Below are 25,320 nucleotides of genomic sequence, written 5' to 3'. Positions count from 1 at the left end.
ATCTATCGTAACGATTGTGAAGGCGAATAAATTATTATTAAGAATAAAAAACCTCTTAATTTTTGCAATAAATTAAGAGGTTTTTTTATATTAGCTATGAAATATTAGGTTAGTCTTTGTCTGGCTCAGTTGCATTTAATTTTTGCTTTAGTAACGCATAATCTTGCGTTAATGTTACAAGTTGATGATGTTGTTTAGAAATTTTTCTTGTTAGGTCAAAAATTAAGATGAAACAGAATAATAGTCCAAATAAGAATAAAATGGAAGGGGGATATTCTACTTTTAATAGTTTTCCAATCCAGTTTATAATTTTATCGGTAGAACTTAAAATAGCCATTGCAATACAAACGAAAATCCATAAAACAGCATATTTCGTTTCTAAAGTTCCACGGCGAATGGAATTAATAATTAATAATAATAATAATAAAATAAAGATGAATGAAAAGGTAATTATAGGCATTTATTATCAACCTTTCACGATTTTTTGCATCAATATAGCAAGACTTACTTTAATCATGTAATATGCAGATTTAAAAGGTGTGATAGAAGATTGTCCACCTTGTCGCTCTTGCATATTTACAGATATTTCATTAATACGAAGTTTTTTCTTTTTTAAATGAATAAGAACTTCTGGTTCTGGATAATCTTTTGGATAGTTGTGTGCAAAAATTTTAATTACTTCTCGATTGATAGCACGATATCCAGAAGTTGGATCCATAAATGTTTGTTTTGTTAGTACTTTCAATAGGGCAGTAAAATAAAAAATACCGATCCTTCTGGAAATACTACCTTTATATGCTGTTTTTTCTGTAAAACGTGACCCTAGCACCATATCGCATTCATCTTCAGCGATTGGCTTTATAATTTTATATAAATCATCTGGATTATGTTGTCCATCAGCATCGAACTGAATCGCAATATCATATCCGTTCTCATATGCGTATTTATATCCAGTTTGTACAGCTGAGCGAATACCTAGGTTATATGGTAAATTCACAAGGTGAACAGGAAAATCTTGTACGATTTGAGCTGTTTTATCGTGTGATCCATCATTAATAACACAAATGCTTAATCCTGTAAAATGCTGTTTTAGTTTTAATAGTCTTGTTAATGTATCTGCAATTGCTTCTTCCTCGTTATACGCTGGAATAATAATTAACGTTTTTGGTATTGAAATTGGTACTTCAATAGTCATTACCGCACCATCCCTTATATACTTAATCATATTATGGTTATTTTTAAACGAACTTTATTTAATATACCATTAACAGTATAACAAAATAAAGGAAAAGCTGGTGCATGATTTAGGAGAACAGATTGAGAATAAAATGGTAAGAGGTGATATTTTGTATAAAAAAATACATGCAAGGAAGAAAAAATCTGTGCATGTATATGGAAGAGTATTGTATTAAATATTCCAAGGTTTATTTAAAGTTAAAACCTCAGCCATTTCTTTGCTTTTTAAACGTCCTTTTTTTCTATTTTCCGCACGTTCTGAACCGGTTGTGTATAACCAATGTTCTTCCTCAGTTTCAGGTAGTACTTGTGGTACGGACGAAGGTTTTCCATCTTTTATTGCTACAAATGTAATGAAGCAAGTAGCAGCAATTCTACGCTCGCCGGCTAATAAATTTTCTGCAATTACTTTTACGAAAACTTCCATTGAAGATTTCCCTGTATAACATACGAATGCTTCATAACAAACAGAATCAGCTTGGTGAATTGGAGTTAAAAAATCAACTGAATCAATAGATGCTGTTACGCAATGTTTACGACTATGTCTTGCAGCCGCAATTGAAGCAATACTATCAATTTCTGCTAATAATTTCCCCCCAAAAAGTGTTTGGTGATTATTTAAATCGTTAGGAAAAACACGTGTTGTCTTAATTGCTTTAGATTCTCGCATGAATTTCTTTTCCATATATTCAGCCCCTATAGTCTGTTTTCAATCAGAATAATATGTGTAAGCTTAGTACTCATATTAGATATTTAATGAAGTAAAGTGTAGTCCAAAAGAGTATTATTTAAACTTCTGTATTTGTATTCATGTAACTGAAAGAAAATTTATTTTATCTAAAATGTAGTGTAAAAGAGGATTCGCTTACATTGCAAGTAAAAAGTAATGACTATGTATTTGTCATAGAAATTCTCTATCAGCCGTGTACCCATTCATGATAGAATCGTTTTGTTATGAATGGAAATAGAGGTGCAATGGACATATGAATCATATACAAACAAATTTTTCATCTTTCTTCAATAAAATTACGATCGGTGCGATGTTCGCATTTTTTGTTTATAGTTGTTGGGCAGCATTTGAGACAAGTAAGCAATTCTTTGGAGGAAGTACAACAAGTGTAACAATCATATTAGCAATTTTTATCATACTCATTTTGTTAGTGGCATCAATTCTACAATATCGTTTTACAGATAAACAATTTCTTATTTTTCTTATAAGTATATCTATAGTTGTGAGACTTAGTATGCTGTTATTTGTAGACGCTCCAATAATTGGTGATCTGAAAGTGATGTATGAGTCTGCAAAGCAGATTGCAATTGGTAATAATATAGAGACTGTAACTCATTTGCCTTTTATTATATATGAGTCAGTAATTATTCGTATATTTGGTGATACATTATTCGCTTTACAACTATTTAATGTGTTATTTTGCGCAGGAACCGCATTTTTTATTTATCGTATTGCAGCAATGGTTTTTGGAGAAGAATGCGGTCGTATTGCTTCTATCTTTTATGCTCTGTATATTCCAAATATATTCATGAGTTCCGTATTAACTCCTGAGTCACTTGCAATATTTTTATTTTATTTTGCTTGTTACATACTTTTATATAAAGGATTAGATCATCCTTATATGTGGGTATTTTCAGCGATTTTATTTGCATTTAGTAATATGATTTTCCCAATGGGATTATTTCTTCCTATTTTTATCACGGTATATGTATTATTAATCGAAGTATTTCAATCAGCAACGAAACAAAAGGTGTTACTAAAGATGATAGGGATACTTATTCTATTTTATAGTGCCCATTTTGGTGTGAATTATGGAATTAAGACAATGGGAATGTCACAATATACGATTGCGAATGAGACGTATGTTCAATCTGTTTTAATTGGAAAAACGCAACATGAAGAAAAAATATCGAAAAATCAAAGTGTAACAGAGCATATTGATCAAAAGTTAAAAGAGATTGAGGGAGAAAGATTTAAACTTTTAGAACCGATGATAAATCAGTTTTCAGATGAGGGGATAAATTCTATTCTTTTCAAATATGAAAAACTGATATATATAGCCGTAACATTGTTTATGACTATAGCTCTATTACACTTCCTTATTAAGAAACAACAAAATGAGGGATATATGTTGTTCTTATTTTTAATTAGTGGATACGTATTGTTAAAGCTCTTCCAAGTAGATATGGCATATTACAATGTAATTATGCCAGCATTGTTTATTTTGCAGAGCTTTGGTGTTTATATGAGTTATGTGTATTGTCAAAAAATATTTTTCAGAAAATAAAAAGAATCCATTCTGGATTCTTTTTTTGATGGAAGATGAAATTTAGTAGTTAGTACAGATGAAAAGTATGCTTGACTACTAAATTTCATCTTATCGATTTAGTTCTAGTTGCAAATTATCGGCTGTTAGAGCCATTTGTGAGGAATCATCTTGAATTCCTTTCATTACTTGTGAAATAGCTTGTAGTTCGTGTTCAATTTTCTTATTCTGTTCTTTTGAGTTAGACATATCTTTTACGATTTCTTGGAAGTATCGATCTGTTGCCGACATACTATCTGTTCCTTCCGATACGAGAGAGCTAATTTGTTTCACAGAAGACGAGACACGAGTAATTTGTTCATTTGTTTTTTCGACGAGCTTTGTAACGTTAAATATAGATTCTTTCGTTTGCTCTGATAATTTTCGGATTTCGCCAGCAACAACAGAAAACCCTTTCCCAAATTCTCCAGCACGTGCCGACTCAATAGCAGCATTTAGTGCGAGTAAATTTGTTTGCTCCGCAATCGATTTAACAATATCTATGATTTCATTAATTTTGTTAGAAATATTGAGAAGTTCATGAGTATCTGTAATAATCGTTTCCATATTCATTTGAATAGATCCCATTCGTTTGTTTTGCTGGTTTAATTGTTCTTTCCCTTTATTCGCTTTTTCTTCAGATGTTGTAGCTAATGATGTACCTGTTTTAGCAATCTCTACAATAGTTTCAGATTTGGCGGTTAGTTTTTGAATAGAAGAGCTTGTTTTTCAGATACAGCAGCTAGTTCTGTTGCGATATGCGTAATTGTCATAGCAGTTAATTCTTTTTCTTTCTCATGCTCTTTTTGCATTCTTTCATATTCAGATTCATAAGCTGCAAGAACAAGTTCTTGTTCAAGAGTGAATAATTTATTTATAACATTTATAGAATATGAAAAATCATCGATTGTCGTTATTTTTGTTTGCAAAATCTTCATGATAGAGCGGAATAATTCTTGATAAGCAGCAGTATACCATTTTCGATGTAAACCAATTTGTACATGCCTTTTGGCAATCCTAACACGCTGTTCAATAAAATCTTCATGCATATTGCCGCTGAATAATTCTTTAATATGTGTTTTTAAAGTTTGTTTTAGTTTTGGAATAGAGCTGTAACGCTCAATAATAGTAATTAAATTAGGTTGTTTTGTAATGTTGGCATAGAATTTTTCAGTAATCCAATCAATTTCTGCATAAATAAAAGGCTGTAGTACTTTTACAACTTGTAAATCTTCTTTTGAAATATGTAGCATATCCATTTGAATTTTTAATTCAGAATTAGTAGGTACATTAAAAGTTATTTGTTGGTTCTTACTTAATTCGATTATACTGGCATTTGTTTTATTAATATTTTTTTTGAAAACCCCAAGCATCATTCTTCCCCCTGTATATAAAACGTTTTCAATTTTAAAACTAATATAGAGTAATTATATATGCTTATATATAATTACTCTATATTAGTTCGTTGAATAGTATATAAATTAAGAGAATTCTATCTAGAATTCTCTTAATGGCCTTTATTAATTTTAGCATGTGTTTTAAAGAAAACAGGGAAATGCACATTATATATTACAGTGACGACACGAATAACGAATGTTACTAATAAACAAACATAGAAAGCTAATACGTGCGCCCCCATAGCGTGTGTGATTAGGAAGCTAATTGCTCCTAAGATAGAAGCGATTGCGTAAATCTCTTTTCGGAATACGTAAGGGATATCTTGAGCACAAATGTCACGCAAAATACCGCCTCCAATACCTGTAATGACTCCCATTGAAACAACTAGAAATGAGGCGTCAACATGATGTGACATTGCCGCATTTGCACCAATAGCTGTAAAAACGCCTAAGCCAACAGCATCAGAAAGCATAATAACGACTTGAAGTTTATTGATACGCTCAAAAAACATACAAGTAAATAATGCTGATAATACACTTACGAAAAAGTAAATGGGTTTTACAAATGCGACAGGGGGCAGGTTACCAATCATGATATCACGAATAATACCGCCGCCGAGCGCAGTGGCTACAGCTAAACAAAGGACACCAAATAAATCTAAATCTTTTTTTAAACCAACTAATGTACCAGAAATGGCAGCGGCGATAATGCCAAGAAACGTAAATATATCGATTAATAACATGGCCTTAATCCCTTCCTCTTAAAGATGTTCCAGAGAAAAAATATACACTAAAGTATTGGAAATAACAATTACTTTTCGCTACATGTAGAAAAACGGATAAAATTCATAAAGAAAGCGTTTGAAAATGTTTGGAAAATAACCATAAAGTAATCTGAAAAAGATATGAAAAGATTAATTTTACATTTTTTGATGTTGTTCATTTGGTAAAATATTACAATTAGAGGTGGGATGTTTATATTTGTATAAAATGATAAAAAAATATGTATATACTGACAAAAATAAGGGGATGGTTGTTAGATAGATTTTGTAAAAATAGGGGAGTATAGCTAAAGGACGATGATTTCTATTACTTATTAATACTTGTCCTGGCTAGTTTTAGCTGGAAAAATAGTTCTCGATTTGAATATGAGTTATGTTATAATTGCTAGGTGTGTTTGAATGATAAAAAATTATGATTAAAAGATAATGTTAAGATTTTGTATGGAGGTCTTGGAATGTTAGCAAATCAAGCTAGGGTTAGATTTGAGCATTTTTTGCTCTTTTTTATTATTTTACAGCCTGTTTTAGATTTATTAACGTCTCTTAGCATCACTTTATTAAAGTCAAATGCTACCGTTGGAATTTTAGTAAGATTCCTTATTATGGCTGTTGGTGGTATTTACATTTTAATTCAGGCAAAAGAGAAGGAAAATAGAAAGTTTTTAATTTATCTTATATTATTAGCCGGAGTTTTAGGGATAGGGTTTATTAATAACAAACTAGTTAAAAATCCTATTGTACTTGGTGAAGAGGTTAAATTTGTTGCGAAAGCATTATATATATATATCATGCTGGGATCATATATTTTAGCTTTAAAATCATTGAAAAAGACAGTTAATATTAGTGATAAGGTTCGAAATAGTATTGTATATTCTACATTAATCATTAACGCAATTATGGTTATTTCTATTTCAACATCTACTGACTTTGGTAGTTATGAATGGATGAAGGTTGGTTCTCGAGGTTGGTTCTATGCAGGGAATGAACTAGGTTCAATCTTAGCTATTATTTTCCCTATTGTGGTACTATATTCTATTCAAAAAACAAAGAGCTGGAAACACATTTTATATTGGATTCCATCACTTTTAATGATTTATTCGCTAATTCAAGTCGGTACAAAAGTTGGAATGGGCTCAATTGGTGCTACGTTAGGGGCAGCAATCGGAATCATTGTACTACAATTATTATTTGATAGAAAAAATCCGAACAAAAAATCCCTTGCGCTTAATGCAGTAATTGCTATGGTCCTATTAGCTGGTGTAGTTGGGACGTTTAAACAAACACCATTAGCACAAAATATGGGTATTCACAATAATTATTTATCAGAGCAAAATGTGGCACAGCAAGGTCAAAAAGAAAAAGAAATTAAAGAGAAGCTGAAAAAAGAGCAAGAACTTAAAGCAAAAGAAGAAAATCATCATAAAGTTGAAAAGCCAGAAGAAAAGGCGAAGATAGAAGAGGAAGTTAAGAAAGAGCTTGAGAAAGAGCAAAAGAAAGAAAATCAAGAAAATCTTATTTTCAGTGGACGTCAAGTATATGAAGAAAGACATAAGCAGTTCTTTAAAGAAGCGCCAATGTCACAAAAGTTATTAGGAATGGGTTATGCAGGTAACTTTAAATACAATGAACAAAAGCAGCCAGATCCAAAACTAATTGAAATGGACTTCCATGATTGGTTTTATGATTTCGGGATTATTGGCTTTGTATTACTAATGATTCCATTTATTTATTACGGGCTAAGAATTTTACTAGCATTTGCTACGAGATTTAAGGACATATTCAATATAAAATATGGAATGATTTCAGCAAGCTTATTGTTAGCGTTAGGTATTGCTTATATTGCAGGACATATTTTAACAGCACCAGGAGTTGGGATTTACTTTGTAGTGGTGTTAGCTTATCTAATAGTAGACCTAGAAATTGAATGATAAAAATAAAAGCTAACTTTTGTTAGCTTTTATTTTTTAGTACAGTAAAATAAAAATAGATGGAAACGTAGCGAGGATTTAAAGGAGGAAAAAATATGAGAATATTGCATATGAATGCAGGAGCAGAAGATGGGGGAGGGAAAACACATATTATTTCACTTCTCGATCAGTTTCCAACTGGTGAAGTAGAATTAGCAGTATTTGAAGATGGAATTGTTGCGAAGGAAGCAAGGGAGTTAGGGATAAAAGTCCATGTGTTTTCACAAAAATCGCGCTATGATTTATCCATTTTAAAGAATATAAGTGAATTTATTAATAAAGAAAAATTTGATGTAGTTCATACACATGGCCCTAGGGCTAATTTCTATGTTTCTTTAATGAAAAAGAGAATAAAGGCAAAATGGGTAACGACTATTCATAGTGATCCATTTCAAGACTTTACTAAACAGGGCTTAAAAGGTTGGATTTTTACGAAATTAAATTTGAAAGCCTTAAAAAATATAGACTTATTTTTCGTTGTAACAAATAGATTGAAAAAAAGCCTGGCAGCATTAGGTATTTCAAATGAAAAGATGCATGTTATTTATAATGGAATTGAATACGATAAGGAAAAAGCAGAAGGCTATAATAAAAAAGAAATGTTCAATATTGATGAAGATGTATTTACGGCAATCCAAGTAGCACGATTACATCCTGTCAAAGGACATGAAGTTTTATTCGATGCGTTACAACAAACAAAATTAGAGAAAATTAAAGTATTATTAGTTGGCGATGGCCCATTAGAAGAAAATCTAAAGTCATTAGCTACTGAAAAAGGGATTAACGATAAAGTAGAGTTTTTAGGACATCGTCAAGATGTAAAACAATTATTTGCGTCGTCACATGTAAATTTATTAACTTCCCATAGTGAAGGGTTCCCACTAGTTTTATTAGAAGCGGCAAATCAACGCGTACCATCAATTGTGACTAGGGCTGGAGAAATTGAACCATTAATCGTAGATGAAACTTACGGATGGATTGTGCCAACAGGTGATGGAAAGGCATTAGCATTAGCTTTAGAAGAAGCGTATGATAAGTGGAAAACTGGAGAGTTAGCAGCAATGGGTAAACATATTTATGAGCATGCTACTATGAACTTCTCACTTCAAAAACTATATGAAGATACAAAGGAAACATATAAGCAATTAATAGCGAAAAACTTGTAATGATAGAGAGGATAGTTAACTATGGCAGTACAAACAGTTGATATTCTAGGCGTTCCTTTTTCTACAATGACAATGGATGAAACGGTCCAATATTTAAAAGAACAACTAGAAGCGGAGCGAATTCATACGTTTCAGGTAGTAACAGCAAACCCTGAAATTGTTATGTGCGCAAAAAAGGATGAAAAGTTCTATCAAACATTATTGAATACAGATTTAATTACACCTGATGGTATTGGGGTTGTAAAGGCAAGCGGGATGCTTGGTACACCTTTAAAAGAACGTGTAGCAGGTTTTGATTTAATGTGTAATTTACTTGCGAAGTTATCAGAAGATAGTAAGCCGGTATCTGTTTTCTTATTAGGTGCAAAGCCGCATGTTGTACAAGCTGCAGCAGATCATTTAACAAAGACATATTCAGCTGTATCCATCGCCGGTATACAAGATGGTTATTTTAAACAAGAAGACGAAGAGAATATTATTTCTCGCATTCAAGAAGCAAAACCAGATTTATTACTTGTTGCACTTGGTTTCCCGAGACAAGAGAACTTTATCCAAAACAATAAGCATCGTTTAGAAACGAAAATGGCTGTTGGAGTGGGTGGAAGTTTAGACGTATGGGCTGGAGAGGTAAAACGTGCACCAAAATGGATTCAAGCGATTCATTTAGAGTGGTTTTATAGATTATGCAGTAATCCAACACGCTGGCGTCGTCAGTTAGTATTAGCGGAATTTTTAAAAGAAGTAATGCGTTCGAAAAAGTAGCGAAATATCGCTGCTTTTTTTATTTGTTCATTTTTAATAAATTGAAACTTTAATCAGTGAGGCATCCCCACTGATTATTAGCTCTCACCAATCGGGATAGACGTTTTACTTTTTGGGAATGATGAAGGAGAATTTTTTACACAAAAGTATTTTACTTATACAATTCACACATGTAAAATTATGTGTAAAGACACCTGTGTGAGGAGGACTTCTAGTGGGCAAGGTAAAAGAAATTTCGAAGCGCAAACTACTTGGTATAGCTGGGCTTGGATGGCTATTTGATGCAATGGATGTTGGAATGCTTTCATTTGTAATGGTAGCCTTGCAAAAGGATTGGGGATTAAGTACGCAAGAAATGGGCTGGATAGGCAGTATTAACTCAATCGGTATGGCAGTAGGAGCGCTTATTTTTGGGATACTATCAGATAAAATAGGGCGAAAATCAGTCTTTATTATTACATTATTATTATTTTCTATCGGTAGTGGTTTAACTGCATTAACAACAACACTTGCGATGTTTCTCGTTTTACGCTTTTTAATTGGTATGGGGCTTGGCGGAGAGCTTCCGGTTGCCTCTACACTAGTATCAGAGAGTGTTGAAGCGCATGAGCGTGGGAAAATTGTTGTTTTATTAGAAAGTTTTTGGGCAGGTGGATGGCTAATTGCAGCTCTTATCTCGTATTTTGTTATTCCTAAATATGGTTGGGAAGTTGCGATGGTATTGAGTGCAGTTCCAGCATTATATGCTTTATATTTAAGATGGAATTTACCGGATTCCCCAAGGTTCCAAAAAGTTGAAAAAAGGCCATCTGTTATTGAAAATATAAAATCAGTTTGGTCTGGGGAATATCGTAAAGCAACAATTATGCTATGGATTCTATGGTTTTGTGTTGTTTTTTCCTATTATGGAATGTTCCTTTGGTTACCGAGTGTAATGGTGCTAAAAGGATTTAGTTTAATAAAAAGTTTCCAATACGTACTTATTATGACATTAGCTCAACTTCCAGGATATTTCACAGCTGCTTGGTTTATTGAACGTCTCGGTCGTAAATTTGTTTTGGTTACGTATTTAATCGGGACAGCTTGCAGTGCTTATTTGTTTGGGGTTGCGGATTCATTAACAGTATTAATCGTGGCAGGTATGTTACTATCCTTCTTTAACTTAGGTGCTTGGGGAGCATTATACGCCTATACACCTGAGCAGTATCCAACGGTTATTCGTGGTACAGGTGCAGGAATGGCAGCAGCATTTGGTCGTATTGGTGGTATTCTTGGGCCACTATTAGTGGGATATTTAGTTGCCTCAGAAGCTTCACTATCATTAATATTTACGATTTTCTGTGGATCAATTTTAATTGGTGTATTCGCTGTAATAATACTTGGACAGGAAACGAAGCAACGAGAATTAGTATAAAGTGAAAATTTAAACGTATCCTGGATCGTTTATCATCCTACACTACTCGGCTCTTTATAGGCAGTTAGTACGGGATAAAGGGGGAGAGGAAACCGAAGTGGTTTCCTTTTTTCTGTTTTTTTAGATAAATAATGGTATAGTAAGAAAAAGGGATTATTTCTTATAAAAGCGAATGTATACAACAGGACATATGGACAAAGAATTAGGTGGTTGAAGAAATGAAAATTTTACTGATTATGGAAGAGGCAGAAGAGAGAAGAGAGTTAGCTGAAAATTTCACTGAAAATATGAGAAATGTAGAATGTTTTGAAGCAAAGACAGGAACAGAATCTTTATTTATGATGAAAAAACATATACCAGACTTTGTTTTTTTAAGTTCCAAATTACTAGATGGTACTGGTTTTGAATATGCAAGTTTATTACGAGAAATAAATTGCTATACAAAATTTATTTTTGTAGGTGAAAACATAGAAGAATCTATTACAGCTTTTCGTTTCCAAGCACTTTATTATTTATTGCGACCATTTCGTGAAGAAGATTTACAATTTCTTTTATATAAAATAGGTAAAGAACAAGGTGAGAAAGCAAAGAGTTATTTGCGAAAACTACCGATAGAAAGTCAAGAGGGCATACGATATATTCTTCCAGAAGATATCGTATATGTAAGTAAAAATAAAGAAAATAAAACTGTTTCAATTTACACAACGAATAATCAGTATATTTCAACATATACACTTCAGGAATTAGAAAATAAGCTAAATGCATATGATTTTTTACGTGTACATAAAAGCTATTTAATTAATATGTCATATGTAAAAGAACTGAAACCTTATTATAATGGCACGTATAATTTGTATTTAGATAGGTATGATGAGCAACCGATTCCAGTCAGTCGTAATTATGTAAAACGCCTTCGAAATAACATTGAATTATAGTAGATAATGAGAGTATTTTAACATGATAAACTGAAAATCCTTCATGATAGGGAGGATTCAAGTTAAATATTCAGAAAATTTAGTACAATCTCCACTAAGAAATAGTATTGGGGGAATTGTATGTGAAGACATTGAAATCGATCTTACTTTGGGGCGTTATTACAGCAGTAGGAGCAGGTGCTTTTGGGGTAATAGCTTTATCACAAGGTGAAACCATTAATGCTGTATGGCTCTTAGTAGCTGCCGTATGTGTATATGCAGTTGCTTATCGCTTTTATAGTAGATTTATAGCGAGAAAGGTTTTTAATTTAGATGATAATCGGCAAACACCAGCCCATACATTAAATGATGGGAAAGACTATGTTCCAACAAATAAGTGGGTATTGTTTGGACATCACTTTGCAGCGATTGCTGGAGCGGGACCTTTAGTAGGACCGATTTTAGCGGCACAAATGGGGTATTTACCAGGGACCATTTGGATTATTGTTGGGGTAGTTGTTGCGGGGGCTGTCCAAGATTTTGTTATTTTATTTGCTTCAATGAGACGTAATGGTAAATCGTTAGGAGAAATGATTAAAGATGAGATTGGACCTGTTACAGGACTAATTGCAATGATAGGTATTTTAGGAATTATGATTATTTTATTAGCAGTATTAGCGTTGGTCGTAGTAAAGGCACTAATCGGAAGTCCTTGGGGAATGTTTACGATAGCAGCAACGATTCCTATCGCTATTTTAATGGGAGTTTATATGCGCTATATTAGGCCTGGTCGTGTTGGAGAAGGATCAGTAATCGGTATTATCCTACTTATTTTATCTCTTGTTGGAGGACAGTATGTAGCAGAAAATCCAACACTTGCAAGTATGTTCACATTTAGTGGTGAAACAATTGCTATTATGCTTATTGTATATGGATTTATTGCATCTGCATTACCAGTTTGGATGCTTTTAGCACCACGTGATTATTTAAGTACATTTTTAAAAGTTGGAACAATTGTAGGGTTAGCAATCGGTATCTTAATTGTAGCACCAGATTTACAAATGCCAGCAGTTTCGAAATTTATTGATGGAACTGGTCCTGTGTTCTCTGGAAACTTATTCCCATTCTTATTTATTACTATTGCTTGCGGTGCAGTGTCTGGATTCCATGCTCTCGTTTCATCAGGTACGACGCCGAAGATGATTGAGCAAGAGGGACACGCACAGCCAATCGGTTATGGAGCAATGTTAATGGAGTCGTTTGTAGCAGCGATGGCGATGATTGCAGCTTGTGTATTAACACCGGGAACGTATTTTGCAATTAATAGTCCCGCAGCACTTATCGGTACAGATGTCTCGCAGGCAGCTCAAGTTATTTCCTCATGGGGATTTGCTATTACACCAAATGAACTAAAAGATCTCGCTGTAAATGTTGGAGAGCAAACGATTTTATCACGTACAGGTGGTGCGCCAACATTAGCGATAGGTATGGCATATATTTTCTCACAAGTAATAGGTGGAACGGCCATGATGGCATTTTGGTATCATTTTGCGATTCTCTTTGAAGCCCTATTTATTTTAACAACGATTGATGCCGGAACGCGTGTCGGCCGATTTATGATTCAAGATATTTTAGGGCATGTATATAAGCCATTTGGGAAAACGGATTCTACATTAGCGAATGTAATCGCTACAACATTATGTGTATTAGGGTGGGGATATTTCTTATACCAAGGGGTAATAGATCCGCTCGGTGGAATTAATACATTATGGCCACTTTTCGGTATTGCAAATCAAATGCTAGCAGGTATTGCATTATTACTTGGAACGACAATTTTGTTCAAAATGGGAAAAAAGGCGTACGTTTGGGTAACACTTATTCCAACTGTCGGGTTGCTGATTGTAACAATGACGGCGGGGTATCAAAAGCTATTTCATGAAAATCCTAAAATTGGATTTCTATCGCATGCAAAGGTATTTCAGAGAGCATTAGATGAGGGAAAAGTGTTAGCGCCAGCTAAAAATGTCGCTCAAATGAAGCAAATTATTTTCAATGATTATATTGATGCAGCGCTTTGTGGGATTTTTATGATAGTTGTAATCGCTGTGTTAATTTCAGCACTTCGAATTTGGATACAAGTATTAAGAAATAAGCCAATGCCGTTAAAGGAGGCACCATATATTCCGAGAGATGAAAGTGAGTCGAGGAACTATGCTTAAAAAGCTGTGGCAAGTATGGAGGGAAAGAAAACGCTTTATTAGTTTGCTCGTTGGGGTACCAAGTTATGAAGTATATGTGGAGCATATGAAAAAGCATCATCCTGAAGAAGAGGTTTTATGTCAAAAGCAATTTTTTGCTGAGGCACAAGAAGCAAGATTTAACGCAAAGGGTGGAAAAATATCACGCTGTTGTTAATGAAAAAGGGCGAGTTTTCGCCCTTTTTATTTTTTTGCTGTTTCACGTGGAACAGCAAAAAATAAATAAAAACTTTGGGAATTATAGGGATTTCGTATACAATAAAGTAAGGAAAGGGATAGATAGAAAAGTAAGGAGATCATTTTATGTTAAAGGACTTATTTGTAAATACAACAATTATTCTTTCCTTTATTTTTGTTGGAGGTCAGCTTTTAAGAGATAAGCCGTTAAAAGAAGGATTCTCTTTTGGGCAGAAATGTGTAGTAGGCATTTTTACTGGGATACTAGGTATATTACTAATGTATTTCGGTGTTCGTGTTGGTACCATCCTATTGGATTTACGCTACTTAGCTGTTATTCTAGCTGTTATTATTGGAGGGCCGATAGCGAGTACCATAACAATTATTATGATTTTAGTAACTAGACTGTTGTTTATGGATTATTCATTAGCTTCTCAAGTGGCCTTTTATACAATCATTGCGATAGGAATAGGGAGTATCTTTATTTCGCGTATGAAGCTTTCTTTAGGGGAAAAGTGGGTATGGTTACACGCATATATTTTATCTATTCTAATCCCAGCGTTATATATATGGTTAATTAAAGAGATCCACATAGTGGGATTATATTTAATTTCTAGTATTATTACAGGTTACATAACATTCATAAGTGCAAATTATGTTTTACAATCCAATGAGCTATTTCAAACGATGAAGCAATACGCAACGATAGATGCATTGACAGGTCTAGGAAACGTAAGACAGTTTGATTTAGAGATGAATCGTCATATTAGTAATAAACACTTGAAAAATGATTCACTTTGTTTACTACTTATAGATATTGACCATTTTAAGCATGTAAATGATACGTATGGGCACCCAGCGGGAGACGAAGTGTTAAAACAAGTAGGGCATATTTTGCGAGAAATGTCAGCATTTCCGGATTTGGTTTTTCGAAAGGGTGGAGAGGAGTTTGCGCTTTTGATACCAAGGAAAGGAATAGCTTATGGAATTCATGTTGGGGAACAAACTCGTATAGCTGTTGAAAAACATTCATTTGAATTGTTAGATGGAACAAAAATAAAAATTACAGTTTCGGTAGGGGTTTCAGAGTATGAAGGGGCATCAGAGCAATTTATTCAAGCGGCGGATGATGCGTTATACTACTCGAAACGAAATGGTAGAAATAAGGTCAGCTCTGCATCTTAAAGATAAGATGACCGGAAGACATAAAGCTTATAAAAAACACTCACAGAGGCAATGTATGAACCTTGTGAGTGTTTTTATTTATATATTAGACAAGTTCTTTTGATACAACGAATTTACGATATGCACCATGGTGAGTTGGACCTACGTATTCGTTAATTTTGAATGAGTAACGAATAGCAGCTGTGATGAATTCTTTAGCAGTTTTTACTGCTTCTTTCACAGGTTTTCCTTTTGCAAGTTCTGCTGTAATTGCAGCAGAATATGTGCAACCTGCGCCGTGTGTATTTGTAGTATCAATTTTTTCTGATTCTAAAAGATCGAATGTTTCTCCATCATATAGGACGTCGATTGCAGTTTCCGTACCAAGTTTGCTTCCGCCTTTAATTAGTACGTATTTGGCACCTAAAGCGTGGATTTTCTTCGCTGCTTCTTTCATGTCCTCAAGAGAATTAATTTTCACACCGCTTAATTGGTAAGCTTCAAATAAGTTTGGCGTTACAACTAATGCCTTTGGCACAAGAACGTCACGTAAGCAATCGTTCGTTTCAGGGTGTAATGCTTCATCTGCACCTTTACATACCATAACAGGGTCAACTACTACATTTTTGAAATTGTGCTTTTCGATTGTTTCTGCAACCATTTCAATAATTTCTACTGATCCAAGCATACCTGTTTTTAAAGCGTCTACGCCAACACCTTCAATTGTTGTTTCTAATTGTGGTTTTAATGTAGAAGCTGGGATTGGAAATACGTTATGTGCCCAACCGTTATGTGGATCCATCGTTACGATTGTTGTAAGAGATGTCATTCCGTATACGCCCAGTTCTTGGAATGTTTTTAAATCTGCTTGTATACCAGCACCGCCACTTGTGTCAGAACCAGCGATAGTAAGTGCTTTATTTAATGTCATTATGAAAGCCCCCTCGAGTGATATAATGAAAACTATGTTTTCACCATTATATCAATGTTACGAATAAGTACAAAGTGAAAAGTAGATGATTTATTTTAAGAGCTATTTAAAATCTTGTATGCAGGAGAATGAGTATGTTTCGAGATAATCGTACGAATGAATTAGTTATATTAAAGGAAATTGCAGAAACATTAAATACATCAAATGATACATATCATGTATTGCAAGCTGTCCTCGAGAAATTGCTAAGTGTAACAGGTTTAACGACAGGATGGATTTTTCTTGCGGATGAAAATGGGAAGTATACGAAGTTAATTGATTATCAATTACCAGAGGCACTTACATATAAAAATAAACGCCCGATGTGCGAAGGTGAATGTTGGTGTTTACGAGGTTTTGTAGATGGAAAATTAGAGAGAGCCGTTAATATTATTGAATGTAAAAGAATTAATAATGCAGTTGAATATAATTGGGGGGATACGGAGGGCATTCTTCATCATGCTACGGTTCCTTTAAAAGCTGGGGGAGAAAAATTTGGGGTGTTAAATGTTGCAAGTCCGGGTAAAACACATTTTTCAGAAGAAGAATTAGTATTACTCCAATCGGTTGCCTTCCAAATTGGTACGGCTTTAAAGCGAACAAAATTATATGAAAATGAAAAGAGAAGAGCACATTATTATGTGAAATTAGAGCGTTTCATTCAAGATTTAAAAATGATTCATAAGTTTAATGTACTACCTGAAAAGGTGGTAAATCACGTAGGTGAAGTATTTCAATGGAATCAAGTAGCGCTTTTTATTAGGGAGGAAAAAGAATTATCTCTGCGAGCGTCTTACGTTCAGGAAGAGTTACAAGAGGATGTAAAAGAGGCGGCCAAGAAGGCGTTAGAACAAGATGAACCAGTTCTAATAAAACATCAAATAGGACATAATGTACATCTAAATCGAGCTGTTATTGCTACACCAATACATATTCAAAGCCATATATTTGGTGTTTTATGTGTTAGTTTGAATAATGGAGAGTTTGATGCTAATACAATAGATGTAATTCAAGCATTATCGAACCATGTTTCGTTAATAATAGAGAATTTGAGGTTAAACGAGCAGCGCCGTGAACTTGTACGAATGGAAGAAAGAAATCGGTTAGCAAGAGATTTACATGATTCTGTTTCGCAAAAATTATTTTCATTAACCTTCATGACAAAAGGCGCCGAGGCAGTTTTAAAAGGTAAAAATGAAAAGGTAGATCAATCTTTGCATGAGATGCGTGAACTTGCGCAAGGAGCTTTGAAAGAAATGAGGACATTAATTTGGCAGCTTCGTCCGGCAGGATTAGAAAAAGGATTATTGCCAGCTCTAAAGCAGTACGGTGAAAATTTGGGACTGAAAATTAGGGAGCAAGTTACGGGTGTTCGTGATTTACCTCGTGTAGTAGAAGAAGCTTTGTGGCGCATAGGCCAAGAAGCACTGAACAATGTAAGTAAGCATGCAGGTGTAAAAGAAGCGACGATTTATTTTACAGTGAATGAGAAAAATGTATCATTAGAAATAGTTGATCAAGGAAAGGGCTTTGTGGAAAAGAATATAAAAGAAAAGAAATCACTAGGTATGACTACGATGCGTGAAAGAGTAGAATTAGTTGGTGGAACAATTAAAATTGTAAGTAGTAATAAACGAACGAGCGTAAAAGTAAATGTACCATTATGATGTGAAAATGAGGGAAGTTTGTGAAAATAAAAGTATTGTTAGTTGATGATCATACAGTCGTTTTAAAAGGATTAGCATTTTTCTTAAGTACACAGGAAGATTTAGAGTTAGTTGGAGAAGCGAATAATGGGAAAGAAGCGTTAGTGAAAGTAGGAGAAACAAATCCCGATGTTATATTAATGGATTTATATATGCCTGAAATGGATGGTGTTGAGGCGACGGCATATATAAAAAAAGAGTATCCAAATGTGAAAGTAATTGTATTAACTAGCTTTTCTGATCAGGCGCATGTGTTACCTGCATTAAGGGCTGGAGCAAGTGGGTATATTTTAAAAGATGTAGAACCAGATCAGCTTGTTGAGGCTATTCGAAGCGCATATAAAGGTAATATTCAATTACATCCGGATATAGCAAATGCTCTTCTCTCTCAAACATTACCTGTAGAAGAAAAGGAAGAAGAACCTTCTATTCAAGTGGATGTGCTAACAGCGAGAGAAAATGAAGTATTGCAGCTATTAGCGAAAGGGATGAGCAATAAGGAAATTGCATCTGTTTTAGTTATTACAGAAAAGACGGTTAAGGCGCATGTAAGTAGCATTTTGAGTAAGTTGAATTTATCTGATCGTACGCAAGCGGCATTATATGCAGTTAAAAATGGAATTGTATAAGACGAAAGTCGTAAGACCAAGTTCGCCTTTAGAAGGTGGACTTTTTTTATGGAAAAATACGTCTATGTGAGGACGAAATTGTCTTTATATAAAGATAAAATATGTTTGTAAGCAACAAAACAACAATTACAAGGGATACCTTTTTTGAAAGCATATAACAACATAAGAGTGAGTACTAGGAGGAATAAATAATGGCAACAGTTTTATTCGTTAAAGCAAATAACCGTCCAGCGGAACAAGCAGTTAGTGTAAAATTATATGAGGCATTTTTAGTGAACTATAAAGAAGCACACCCAAATGATACAGTAGTAGAAATTGATTTATATAAAGAAGAATTACCATACGTAGGCGTAGACATGATCAATGGTACATTCAAGGTAGGTAAAGGATTTGATTTAACAGAAGAAGAAGCAAAAGCAGTAGCAGTTGCTGATAAGTATTTAAATCAATTCCTAGAAGCTGATAAAGTTGTTTTCGGCTTCCCATTATGGAACTTAACGATTCCAGCAGTATTGCACACATATATTGATTATTTAAACCGTGCTGGTAAAACGTTCAAATATACGCCAGAGGGTCCAGTTGGCCTAATCGGAGATAAGAAGATTGCATTATTAAATGCACGAGGCGGCGTATATTCAGAAGGGCCAGCAGCTGAGGTAGAAATGGCTGTTAAATATGTAGCAAGTATGATGGGCTTCTTCGGCGCAACAAACATGGAAACAGTAGTTATTGAAGGACATAACCAATTCCCAGATAAAGCAGAAGAAATTATTGCTGCAGGTCTTGAAGAAGCAGCTAAAGTAGCAAGTAAATTTTAATTAAAATTATACTCGTCACTCGAAAAAACAGCATTAACGTTTATATGTTAATGCTGTTTTTTTATATTTTTAGTTCATCAGCAAGTTTTTCTAATGTATTTCGATCTTTTATATAATATGTTCGGCCTTCTTTTCTTAAATAATTTTGTTGGCAAAACTGATTTAATACATATAAAAGATGACGGTAGCTGACATTTAAATATTCCGAGGCCTCGGTATGCTTTTCTATATAACAATTATTTTGCTCTGTTAATAAAATAAAAGCAGCTAATCGATTTTCAAAAGGATAACTATAGTTTTTTGCGTAATTTTCAGTGCGAGTAATTGTCTTTTCTCCAATAAATTTACATAAGTGCTGTAAAAACGTTGCATCTTGTAATAAAAGTTGCTGACAATCTTTAAGAGGAAGTGCCAAACACACACAATCTTCTAGTACTTCAACGGACTTAGTAATATTTTCTACTCCTATTAATCCTAATTCCCCGATAAAAGATGGTGCTTGAATAAAATTAATTAATGAAACCTTCCCGTTTTTATGACTCATATATATTTTGGCTCTCCCAGAAATTAAGTAATAGAGATAAGGGAGAGCATTTCCTTCACTACATATCATCTCTTTCGTTTGAAAAGAATGCAGCTCTACATATGGCAAGACATGAAATGAAAATAGGGTATGGAATTGATGGATTCGCATGTATTGATAAATTTCTTCCTCATTTTTGCTGATTTTCATATTTTCACCCCTATGTATAGTATGAGATATCTCCTATTATCTTTACAAGAAGGAATGATACGATTTATGTAAATTTGTTTTTGTAGAAAAGAGAGTGTGATGAATTTATGAAAAAATATAAAACATTGTTATTTGATGTAGATGATACATTACTAGACTTCCAAAAGGCTGAAAAAGTGGCTTTACGGGTACTTTTTGAAGAGAAGGGAATCCCTTTAACAGATGAGATAGAGGCTCGTTATAAAAAAATAAATAAAGGTCTTTGGGATGCTTTTGAAAAAGGTGAACTATCACGCAATGAAGTTGTAAATACACGATTCTCTCTGTTGTTTAAAGAGTATGGAGAAGAAGTAAATGGAATATTATTCGAAAATAATTATCGTAACTACTTAGAAGAAGGAAATCAACTCATGCAAGGTGCATTTGAATTTATAAATCAAATTCAAGGGGAGTATGAATTGTATATAGTGACAAATGGTGTTTCTAAGACGCAAGATAAACGTTTGCGCAATGCAGGGTTACATTCATTATTTAAAGATGTCTTTGTTTCGGAAGATACAGGTTTTCAAAAACCGATGAAAGAGTATTTTGATTATGTTTTTGAACGGATTCCTAACTTTGCACCTGAAGAAGGGCTGATTATTGGGGATTCATTAAGCGCTGATATTAAAGGTGGATATGTAGCGGGAATTGATACTTGTTGGTTTAATCCAGAAAGGAAATTAAATGATAGTGGGATTATACCGACATATGAAGTGCATAATTTTGAGGAGTTAGAAGCGTTATTGAAGCAGCATGTGTAATAAAAAAATAGACAGTGGAGCTTTCGTCCCCACTGCCTATTTTTATTAATTTTTATTTTCGTTATGTTTTGGGAGTGGAAAGGCATTCCCGATAGCAGCTGCACCAAGCATGGGCAATAGTAAATTAAGCGGGAAAAACATAAGTAATAGTAATGTTATAGCTATTGGCTTTCGTAACGCATAGCTTGAAATTGCTGTTGTTACGATGGCAACAGATGCTACTGGATCTATAGGAAGAATAGATGCTACAGCGTATCCGATACTTGACCCAGAAAATATAATTGGGAAGATATGTCCACCTCGCCACCCTGTGTTCAAACAAACGGCAGTAATGCATAACTTTAAAATCCCTGAAAGAAGTAGTATCCAAAAAGATAAATGGCTCCATTCAACAACTAATTCTTTTAATTGATGTTCCCCTGAAAATAATGTGTACGGAAGAAAGGTTCCCGCAATTCCTAATAAAATACCACCGATAATTCCGAGTGTCAGCTTGTATTCTCTAAAAGGGTGAATTAACTTTTCTAATGTGAATTCTAACTTGAAATAAAAGAAACCAACTATAGCACCGATACTAGCAAGTGGAAGAAATGCAATCCATTCATTGAAAGAAAGTGTACCTTCTCCGAAATCAACAATAAAGGATCCACGATTATCAAGTTTACTCAGTAGTAAATAAACAGAAAAACCTGCGAAAGTAGTAGCTAAGTATACAATCGCTTTTTTTCCTTTAGAAAAAGCAGCAATTTCTTCCCCCTCATTTTCATTTGGTGCTAAATAACCGAATAATGGTGCGTTAAAAATGACACTTAAAGTAGCGCCAATTCCGATCTCGGTTAGCTCATTCATACCCTTTAAGGCAAATTTAAAGCGATCCCCTACCCATGTGCACAGTCCGCCTATAATTCCAACTAGTGCGGCTTCTGGACCAAGACTAGCACCGAAAATTAAAACAATAATCGCTGTTAAAGTAGCCCGATGGACAAAGCGATATTCGATTCGACCAGTTTTTTTATATTCAGCCATTACTTCAGGCATAAGGCGTGGGTATGTACCGAAATGTTTTTGTGATAGACCAACAAGGACCCCGCCAATTATTGTTACGCAAAGGGTGTAATAAGAGGGAAAAGAGAGAACTTCAGGCAAGTATCCCCAAATAAAGTGGATTCCAATATTTATTGTGACTAAAAATAACCAGACTGTAGCTCCTACTATAGATCCTAGAAGAATGCCATATAGAGCAAGTATGTAATGCATATCTTTTTTATTTGTCATGTTATACCTCCGTTATGTAAATCTTAGTAGGGAAAAAAGTGAAATATACTAGTGAAAAATGGATTGAATATATATAGTATCTTTTTGAGAAGATGGCCTATTCAACATATAGGCTAACTTTTGGGGAATTTGAATTTATAGGTTAAATTACTTATTTAATTTTATAGACTGATTTGAGGTTTTTAAAGGTCTTTTTTGAAATAGACTAGAATATATTTCTTTTGTTGCTTTATATGAAACTGTTAACATTTATTTTAGAACATTCAGAAAAACTGTTTGACATTAGGAAATTATTGCTATAAAATCAACGGTAATTGCATAGTCTTATCAAGAAAAGGTGGAGGGACAGGCCCGATGAAACCTTGGCAACAGCCGTATAACGGAATTGTGCCAAATCCTGCAGGTAGTATCCTGAGAGATAAGAAAGAGCCTTTAGAGCGTGTTTTCAAACTGCTCCTTTCTTGTTTTCAGGAAAGGGGCAGTTTTTTATTTTGTATAAAAGAAAGGAGAATGAGAGATGGGAGAATCATGGGGAAAAGGAACAATTTGTGTGCAAGGTGGCTATACACCAAAGAATGGTGAACCACGTGTTTTACCACTTTATCAAAGCACAACGTATAAATACGATACTTCGGATGATTTAGCAGCTCTATTTAACTTAGAGGCAGAAGGATATATTTATACACGTATTGGAAACCCTACTTTAGCAGCATTTGAGCAGAAGTTATCAGATTTAGAAGGCGGTGTAGGAGCTGTTGCAACGGCTTCTGGGCAAGCAGCTATTATGCTCGCAGTTTTAAATATTTGTAGTAGTGGGGATCATTTACTTTGCTCTTCAACTGTTTACGGGGGAACGTTTAATTTATTTGGGGTGAGTTTACGTAAGCTTGGCATTGATGTTACGTTCTTTAATCCAAATTTAACGGCAGATGAAATCACGGCGCTTGCTAATGACAAGACGAAACTTATCTATGCAGAATCGTTAGGAAATCCAGCGATGAATGTTTTAAATTTTAAAGAATTTTCAGCTGCCGCTAAAGAATTAGAGGTACCTTTTATCGTTGATAATACATTAGCAACTCCTTATTTATGCCAGGCGTTTGAACATGGGGCAAATATTATTGTTCATTCTACGACGAAGTATATCGATGGGCATGCGAGCTCCTTAGGCGGTATTGTAATTGACGGTGGAAACTTTGATTGGACAAATGGAAAGTATCCTGAACTTGTTGAACCAGATCCAAGTTATCACGGTGTAAGTTACGTTCAAAACTTTGGTGCAGCAGCGTATATTGTGAAAGCACGTGTTCAGCTATTAAGAGATTATGGAAATTGTATGAGCCCATTCAATGCATATATTAGCAATATTGGCTTAGAAACATTGCATTTACGAATGGAACGTCATAGTGAAAATGCTCTTGCAGTTGCTAAGTGGCTTGCTAATCATGAACGTATTGAATGGGTGAATTATCCAGGCTTAGATAGTAATGAAAATTACTCATTAGCACAACAGTACTTGAAAAAAGGTGCTAGTGGTGTTTTAACTTTCGGTATTAAAGGCGGATTAGAAGCAGCAAAAGAATTTATCGCAAATGTAAAACTAGCAACTCTTGTAACGCACGTAGCTGATGCACGAACTTGCGTTATACATCCTGCTAGTACGACGCATAGACAATTAAATGCTGAAGATCAGCGTTTAGCGGGTGTTACATCTGATTTAATTCGTTTATCGGTTGGTATAGAAGATGTTTCTGATATTATTGCAGATTTGGAAGCAGCTCTAGTTGGAGGCAAAACACATGCCGATCATAATTGATAAAGATTTACCGGCTCGCAAAGTGTTGCAAAAAGAAAATATTTTTGTAATGACGAAGGAGCGGGCAGAAACACAAGATATACGTGCTTTAAAAATTGCTATATTAAATTTAATGCCAACGAAACAAGATACAGAGGCGCAATTACTTCGCTTAATTGGAAACACACCGTTACAATTAGATGTTCATTTGCTTCATATGGAATCACATCTATCGCGTAATGTAACGCAAGAACATTTAACAAGCTTTTATAAAACGTTTCGTGATATTGAAAATGAAAAGTTTGATGGGCTCATTATTACAGGAGCGCCAGTGGAGACCCTTGCTTTTGAAGAGGTAGATTATTGGGAAGAGCTTAAACATATTATGGAGTATTCAAAAACGAATGTAACATCTACGCTCCATATTTGCTGGGGGGCACAGGCTGGCTTGTACTATCATTATGGTGTTCCAAAGTATCCCCTTAAGGAAAAAGTGTTCGGTGTATTTGAACATGAAGTTTGCGAGCAACATGTGAAATTATTACAAGGATTTGATGAATTGTTTTTTGCTCCGCATTCTCGTCATACAGAAGTACGAGAGAATGATATTAGAGGAGTGAAAGAATTAACATTGTTAGCAAACTCTGAAGAAGCAGGTGTTCACCTTGTTATTGGGTCAGAAGGAAGGCAAGTGTTTGCCCTTGGACATAGCGAATATAGTTGTGAGACGTTAAAACAAGAATACGAACGAGATCGTGACAAGGGATTAAATATTGATGTGCCAAAAAACTATTTTAAACATAATAATCCAGATGAAAAGCCGCTTGTTAGGTGGAGGAGTCATGGTAATTTATTGTTTTCTAATTGGTTGAATTATTACGTGTATCAAGAAACCCCTTATATATTGTAAAGAAAGATTGTGTAACACGTGGCAACGTTTTCCTTGTAAAGATTAACCTTTATTTTTCCGAATGTTCAAAATACATTGTTTTTCATATTTTTTACTCATATAATTTCATCTAAACACAATTTTTGAGGG

The 25,320-nt window shown here is 34.2% G+C and carries 22 protein-coding genes, 1 pseudogene and 1 riboswitch; of the genes and pseudogenes, 15 read left to right on the top strand and 8 right to left on the bottom strand.

Features of this window, described 5'->3' with window-relative positions:
* Positions 1 to 109: 109 nt before the first annotated feature.
* From NST90_RS25775 to NST90_RS25765, 3 genes are all read right to left on the bottom strand, one after another.
* Entirely contained in the window at positions 110 to 460 is a 351-nt protein-coding gene (locus NST90_RS25775; protein ID WP_001121774.1) for a DUF2304 domain-containing protein, read from the bottom strand.
* Between the two features lie 6 nt (positions 461 to 466).
* Positions 467 to 1,195 (bottom strand): glycosyltransferase family 2 protein, encoded by a 729-nt coding sequence (locus NST90_RS25770; protein ID WP_283748286.1) that lies wholly within the window; start codon positions 1,193 to 1,195, stop codon positions 467 to 469.
* 213 nt (positions 1,196 to 1,408) lie between these two features.
* The gene (locus NST90_RS25765) at positions 1,409 to 1,921 is read right to left on the bottom strand and encodes an acyl-CoA thioesterase (protein WP_000412123.1); all 513 of its coding nucleotides are present in this window, start codon (positions 1,919 to 1,921) and stop codon (positions 1,409 to 1,411) included.
* A 298-nt stretch (positions 1,922 to 2,219) separates the two neighbouring features.
* Here NST90_RS25765 and NST90_RS25760 point away from each other — a divergent pair, with 298 nt between their 5' ends.
* A complete protein-coding gene (locus NST90_RS25760; RefSeq protein ID WP_046393128.1) occupies positions 2,220 to 3,533 on the top strand; it encodes a glycosyltransferase family 39 protein in 1,314 nt (437 codons plus the stop codon).
* A gap of 90 nt (positions 3,534 to 3,623) precedes the next feature.
* On the opposite strand, the pseudogene NST90_RS25755 reads toward NST90_RS25760, so the two are convergent.
* Together NST90_RS25755 and NST90_RS25750 are read right to left on the bottom strand one after the other, a co-directional pair.
* A pseudogene (locus NST90_RS25755) lies at positions 3,624 to 4,924 on the bottom strand (globin-coupled sensor protein).
* Between the two features lie 134 nt (positions 4,925 to 5,058).
* Entirely contained in the window at positions 5,059 to 5,691 is a 633-nt protein-coding gene (locus tag NST90_RS25750) for a trimeric intracellular cation channel family protein (RefSeq protein ID WP_000924371.1), read from the bottom strand.
* 494 nt (positions 5,692 to 6,185) lie between these two features.
* On the opposite strand from NST90_RS25750, the gene NST90_RS25745 reads away from it, so the two are divergent.
* From NST90_RS25745 to NST90_RS25710, 8 genes are all read left to right on the top strand, one after another.
* Complete coding sequence (locus tag NST90_RS25745; protein WP_000880755.1) at positions 6,186 to 7,658, top strand: O-antigen ligase family protein; 1,473 nt, start codon at positions 6,186 to 6,188, stop codon at positions 7,656 to 7,658.
* A 95-nt stretch (positions 7,659 to 7,753) separates the two neighbouring features.
* Positions 7,754 to 8,863, top strand: coding sequence for a glycosyltransferase family 4 protein (locus tag NST90_RS25740; protein WP_001221227.1), 1,110 nt, complete (start codon positions 7,754 to 7,756; stop codon positions 8,861 to 8,863).
* Positions 8,864 to 8,884: 21 nt separating this feature from the next.
* The gene (locus tag NST90_RS25735) at positions 8,885 to 9,625 is read left to right on the top strand and encodes a WecB/TagA/CpsF family glycosyltransferase (RefSeq protein ID WP_000290745.1); all 741 of its coding nucleotides are present in this window, start codon (positions 8,885 to 8,887) and stop codon (positions 9,623 to 9,625) included.
* 214 nt (positions 9,626 to 9,839) lie between these two features.
* Positions 9,840 to 11,039: an MFS transporter gene (locus NST90_RS25730; protein ID WP_000521077.1), complete on the top strand. Its 1,200-nt coding sequence runs from the start codon at positions 9,840 to 9,842 to the stop codon at positions 11,037 to 11,039.
* Positions 11,040 to 11,257: 218 nt separating this feature from the next.
* Positions 11,258 to 11,974, top strand: a complete 717-nt coding sequence (locus NST90_RS25725; protein ID WP_046393127.1) for a LytTR family DNA-binding domain-containing protein — start codon at positions 11,258 to 11,260, stop codon at positions 11,972 to 11,974.
* 122 nt (positions 11,975 to 12,096) lie between these two features.
* The gene (gene cstA, locus NST90_RS25720) at positions 12,097 to 14,172 is read left to right on the top strand and encodes a carbon starvation protein CstA (protein WP_000854314.1); all 2,076 of its coding nucleotides are present in this window, start codon (positions 12,097 to 12,099) and stop codon (positions 14,170 to 14,172) included.
* The gene (locus NST90_RS25715) at positions 14,165 to 14,368 is read left to right on the top strand and encodes a YbdD/YjiX family protein (RefSeq protein WP_000914505.1); all 204 of its coding nucleotides are present in this window, start codon (positions 14,165 to 14,167) and stop codon (positions 14,366 to 14,368) included. The genes cstA and NST90_RS25715 overlap by 8 nt, the downstream gene beginning before the upstream one ends.
* Positions 14,369 to 14,514: 146 nt before the next feature.
* The gene (locus tag NST90_RS25710) at positions 14,515 to 15,573 is read left to right on the top strand and encodes a diguanylate cyclase (protein ID WP_000910190.1); all 1,059 of its coding nucleotides are present in this window, start codon (positions 14,515 to 14,517) and stop codon (positions 15,571 to 15,573) included.
* Between the two features lie 85 nt (positions 15,574 to 15,658).
* Here NST90_RS25710 and pdxK read toward each other — a convergent pair whose 3' ends face one another.
* The gene (gene pdxK / locus NST90_RS25705) at positions 15,659 to 16,483 is read right to left on the bottom strand and encodes a pyridoxine/pyridoxal/pyridoxamine kinase (RefSeq protein WP_000174252.1); all 825 of its coding nucleotides are present in this window, start codon (positions 16,481 to 16,483) and stop codon (positions 15,659 to 15,661) included.
* 134 nt (positions 16,484 to 16,617) lie between these two features.
* Here pdxK and NST90_RS25700 point away from each other — a divergent pair, with 134 nt between their 5' ends.
* From NST90_RS25700 to NST90_RS25690, 3 genes are all read left to right on the top strand, one after another.
* Positions 16,618 to 18,189 (top strand): GAF domain-containing sensor histidine kinase, encoded by a 1,572-nt coding sequence (locus NST90_RS25700; RefSeq protein ID WP_046393126.1) that lies wholly within the window; start codon positions 16,618 to 16,620, stop codon positions 18,187 to 18,189.
* A 20-nt stretch (positions 18,190 to 18,209) separates the two neighbouring features.
* Entirely contained in the window at positions 18,210 to 18,857 is a 648-nt protein-coding gene (locus NST90_RS25695) for a response regulator transcription factor (RefSeq protein ID WP_000695799.1), read from the top strand.
* Positions 18,858 to 19,048: 191 nt separating this feature from the next.
* On the top strand, positions 19,049 to 19,675 hold the full coding sequence (locus tag NST90_RS25690) for an FMN-dependent NADH-azoreductase (RefSeq protein WP_046393125.1): 627 nt from the start codon (positions 19,049 to 19,051) through the stop codon (positions 19,673 to 19,675).
* Between the two features lie 61 nt (positions 19,676 to 19,736).
* Here the strand turns inward: NST90_RS25690 and NST90_RS25685 are convergent, their stop codons facing one another.
* Positions 19,737 to 20,408, bottom strand: a complete 672-nt coding sequence (locus tag NST90_RS25685; RefSeq protein ID WP_006921968.1) for a transcriptional regulator YeiL — start codon at positions 20,406 to 20,408, stop codon at positions 19,737 to 19,739.
* 107 nt (positions 20,409 to 20,515) lie between these two features.
* On the opposite strand from NST90_RS25685, the gene NST90_RS25680 reads away from it, so the two are divergent.
* Positions 20,516 to 21,211: a YjjG family noncanonical pyrimidine nucleotidase gene (locus tag NST90_RS25680; RefSeq protein ID WP_000760196.1), complete on the top strand. Its 696-nt coding sequence runs from the start codon at positions 20,516 to 20,518 to the stop codon at positions 21,209 to 21,211.
* Positions 21,212 to 21,256: 45 nt separating this feature from the next.
* On the opposite strand, the gene NST90_RS25675 is transcribed toward NST90_RS25680, so the two are convergent.
* Positions 21,257 to 22,486, bottom strand: coding sequence for a chloride channel protein (locus NST90_RS25675; RefSeq protein WP_000182456.1), 1,230 nt, complete (start codon positions 22,484 to 22,486; stop codon positions 21,257 to 21,259).
* A gap of 321 nt (positions 22,487 to 22,807) precedes the next feature.
* A riboswitch (SAM riboswitch) is annotated at positions 22,808 to 22,911 on the top strand.
* Positions 22,912 to 23,003: 92 nt separating this feature from the next.
* On the opposite strand from NST90_RS25675, the gene NST90_RS25670 reads away from it, so the two are divergent.
* Together NST90_RS25670 and metA are read left to right on the top strand one after the other, a co-directional pair.
* Positions 23,004 to 24,302 carry a bifunctional O-acetylhomoserine aminocarboxypropyltransferase/cysteine synthase gene (locus NST90_RS25670; protein ID WP_000504780.1) on the top strand — a complete coding sequence of 433 codons (1,299 nt, stop codon included), beginning with the start codon at positions 23,004 to 23,006 and terminating at the stop codon, positions 24,300 to 24,302.
* Entirely contained in the window at positions 24,286 to 25,191 is a 906-nt protein-coding gene (gene metA / locus NST90_RS25665) for a homoserine O-succinyltransferase (RefSeq protein ID WP_006921973.1), read from the top strand. The genes NST90_RS25670 and metA overlap by 17 nt, the downstream gene beginning before the upstream one ends.
* The last annotated feature ends 129 nt before the right edge of the window (positions 25,192 to 25,320 follow it).

Origin of the sequence: Bacillus sp. FSL E2-8900, assembly GCF_037966225.1 — a bacterium.
Lineage (GTDB): Bacteria > Bacillota > Bacilli > Bacillales > Bacillaceae_G > Bacillus_A > Bacillus_A cereus.
The sequence above is the reverse complement of the archived record's forward strand: the minus strand, read 5'-3'. Positions and strand labels throughout refer to the sequence as shown.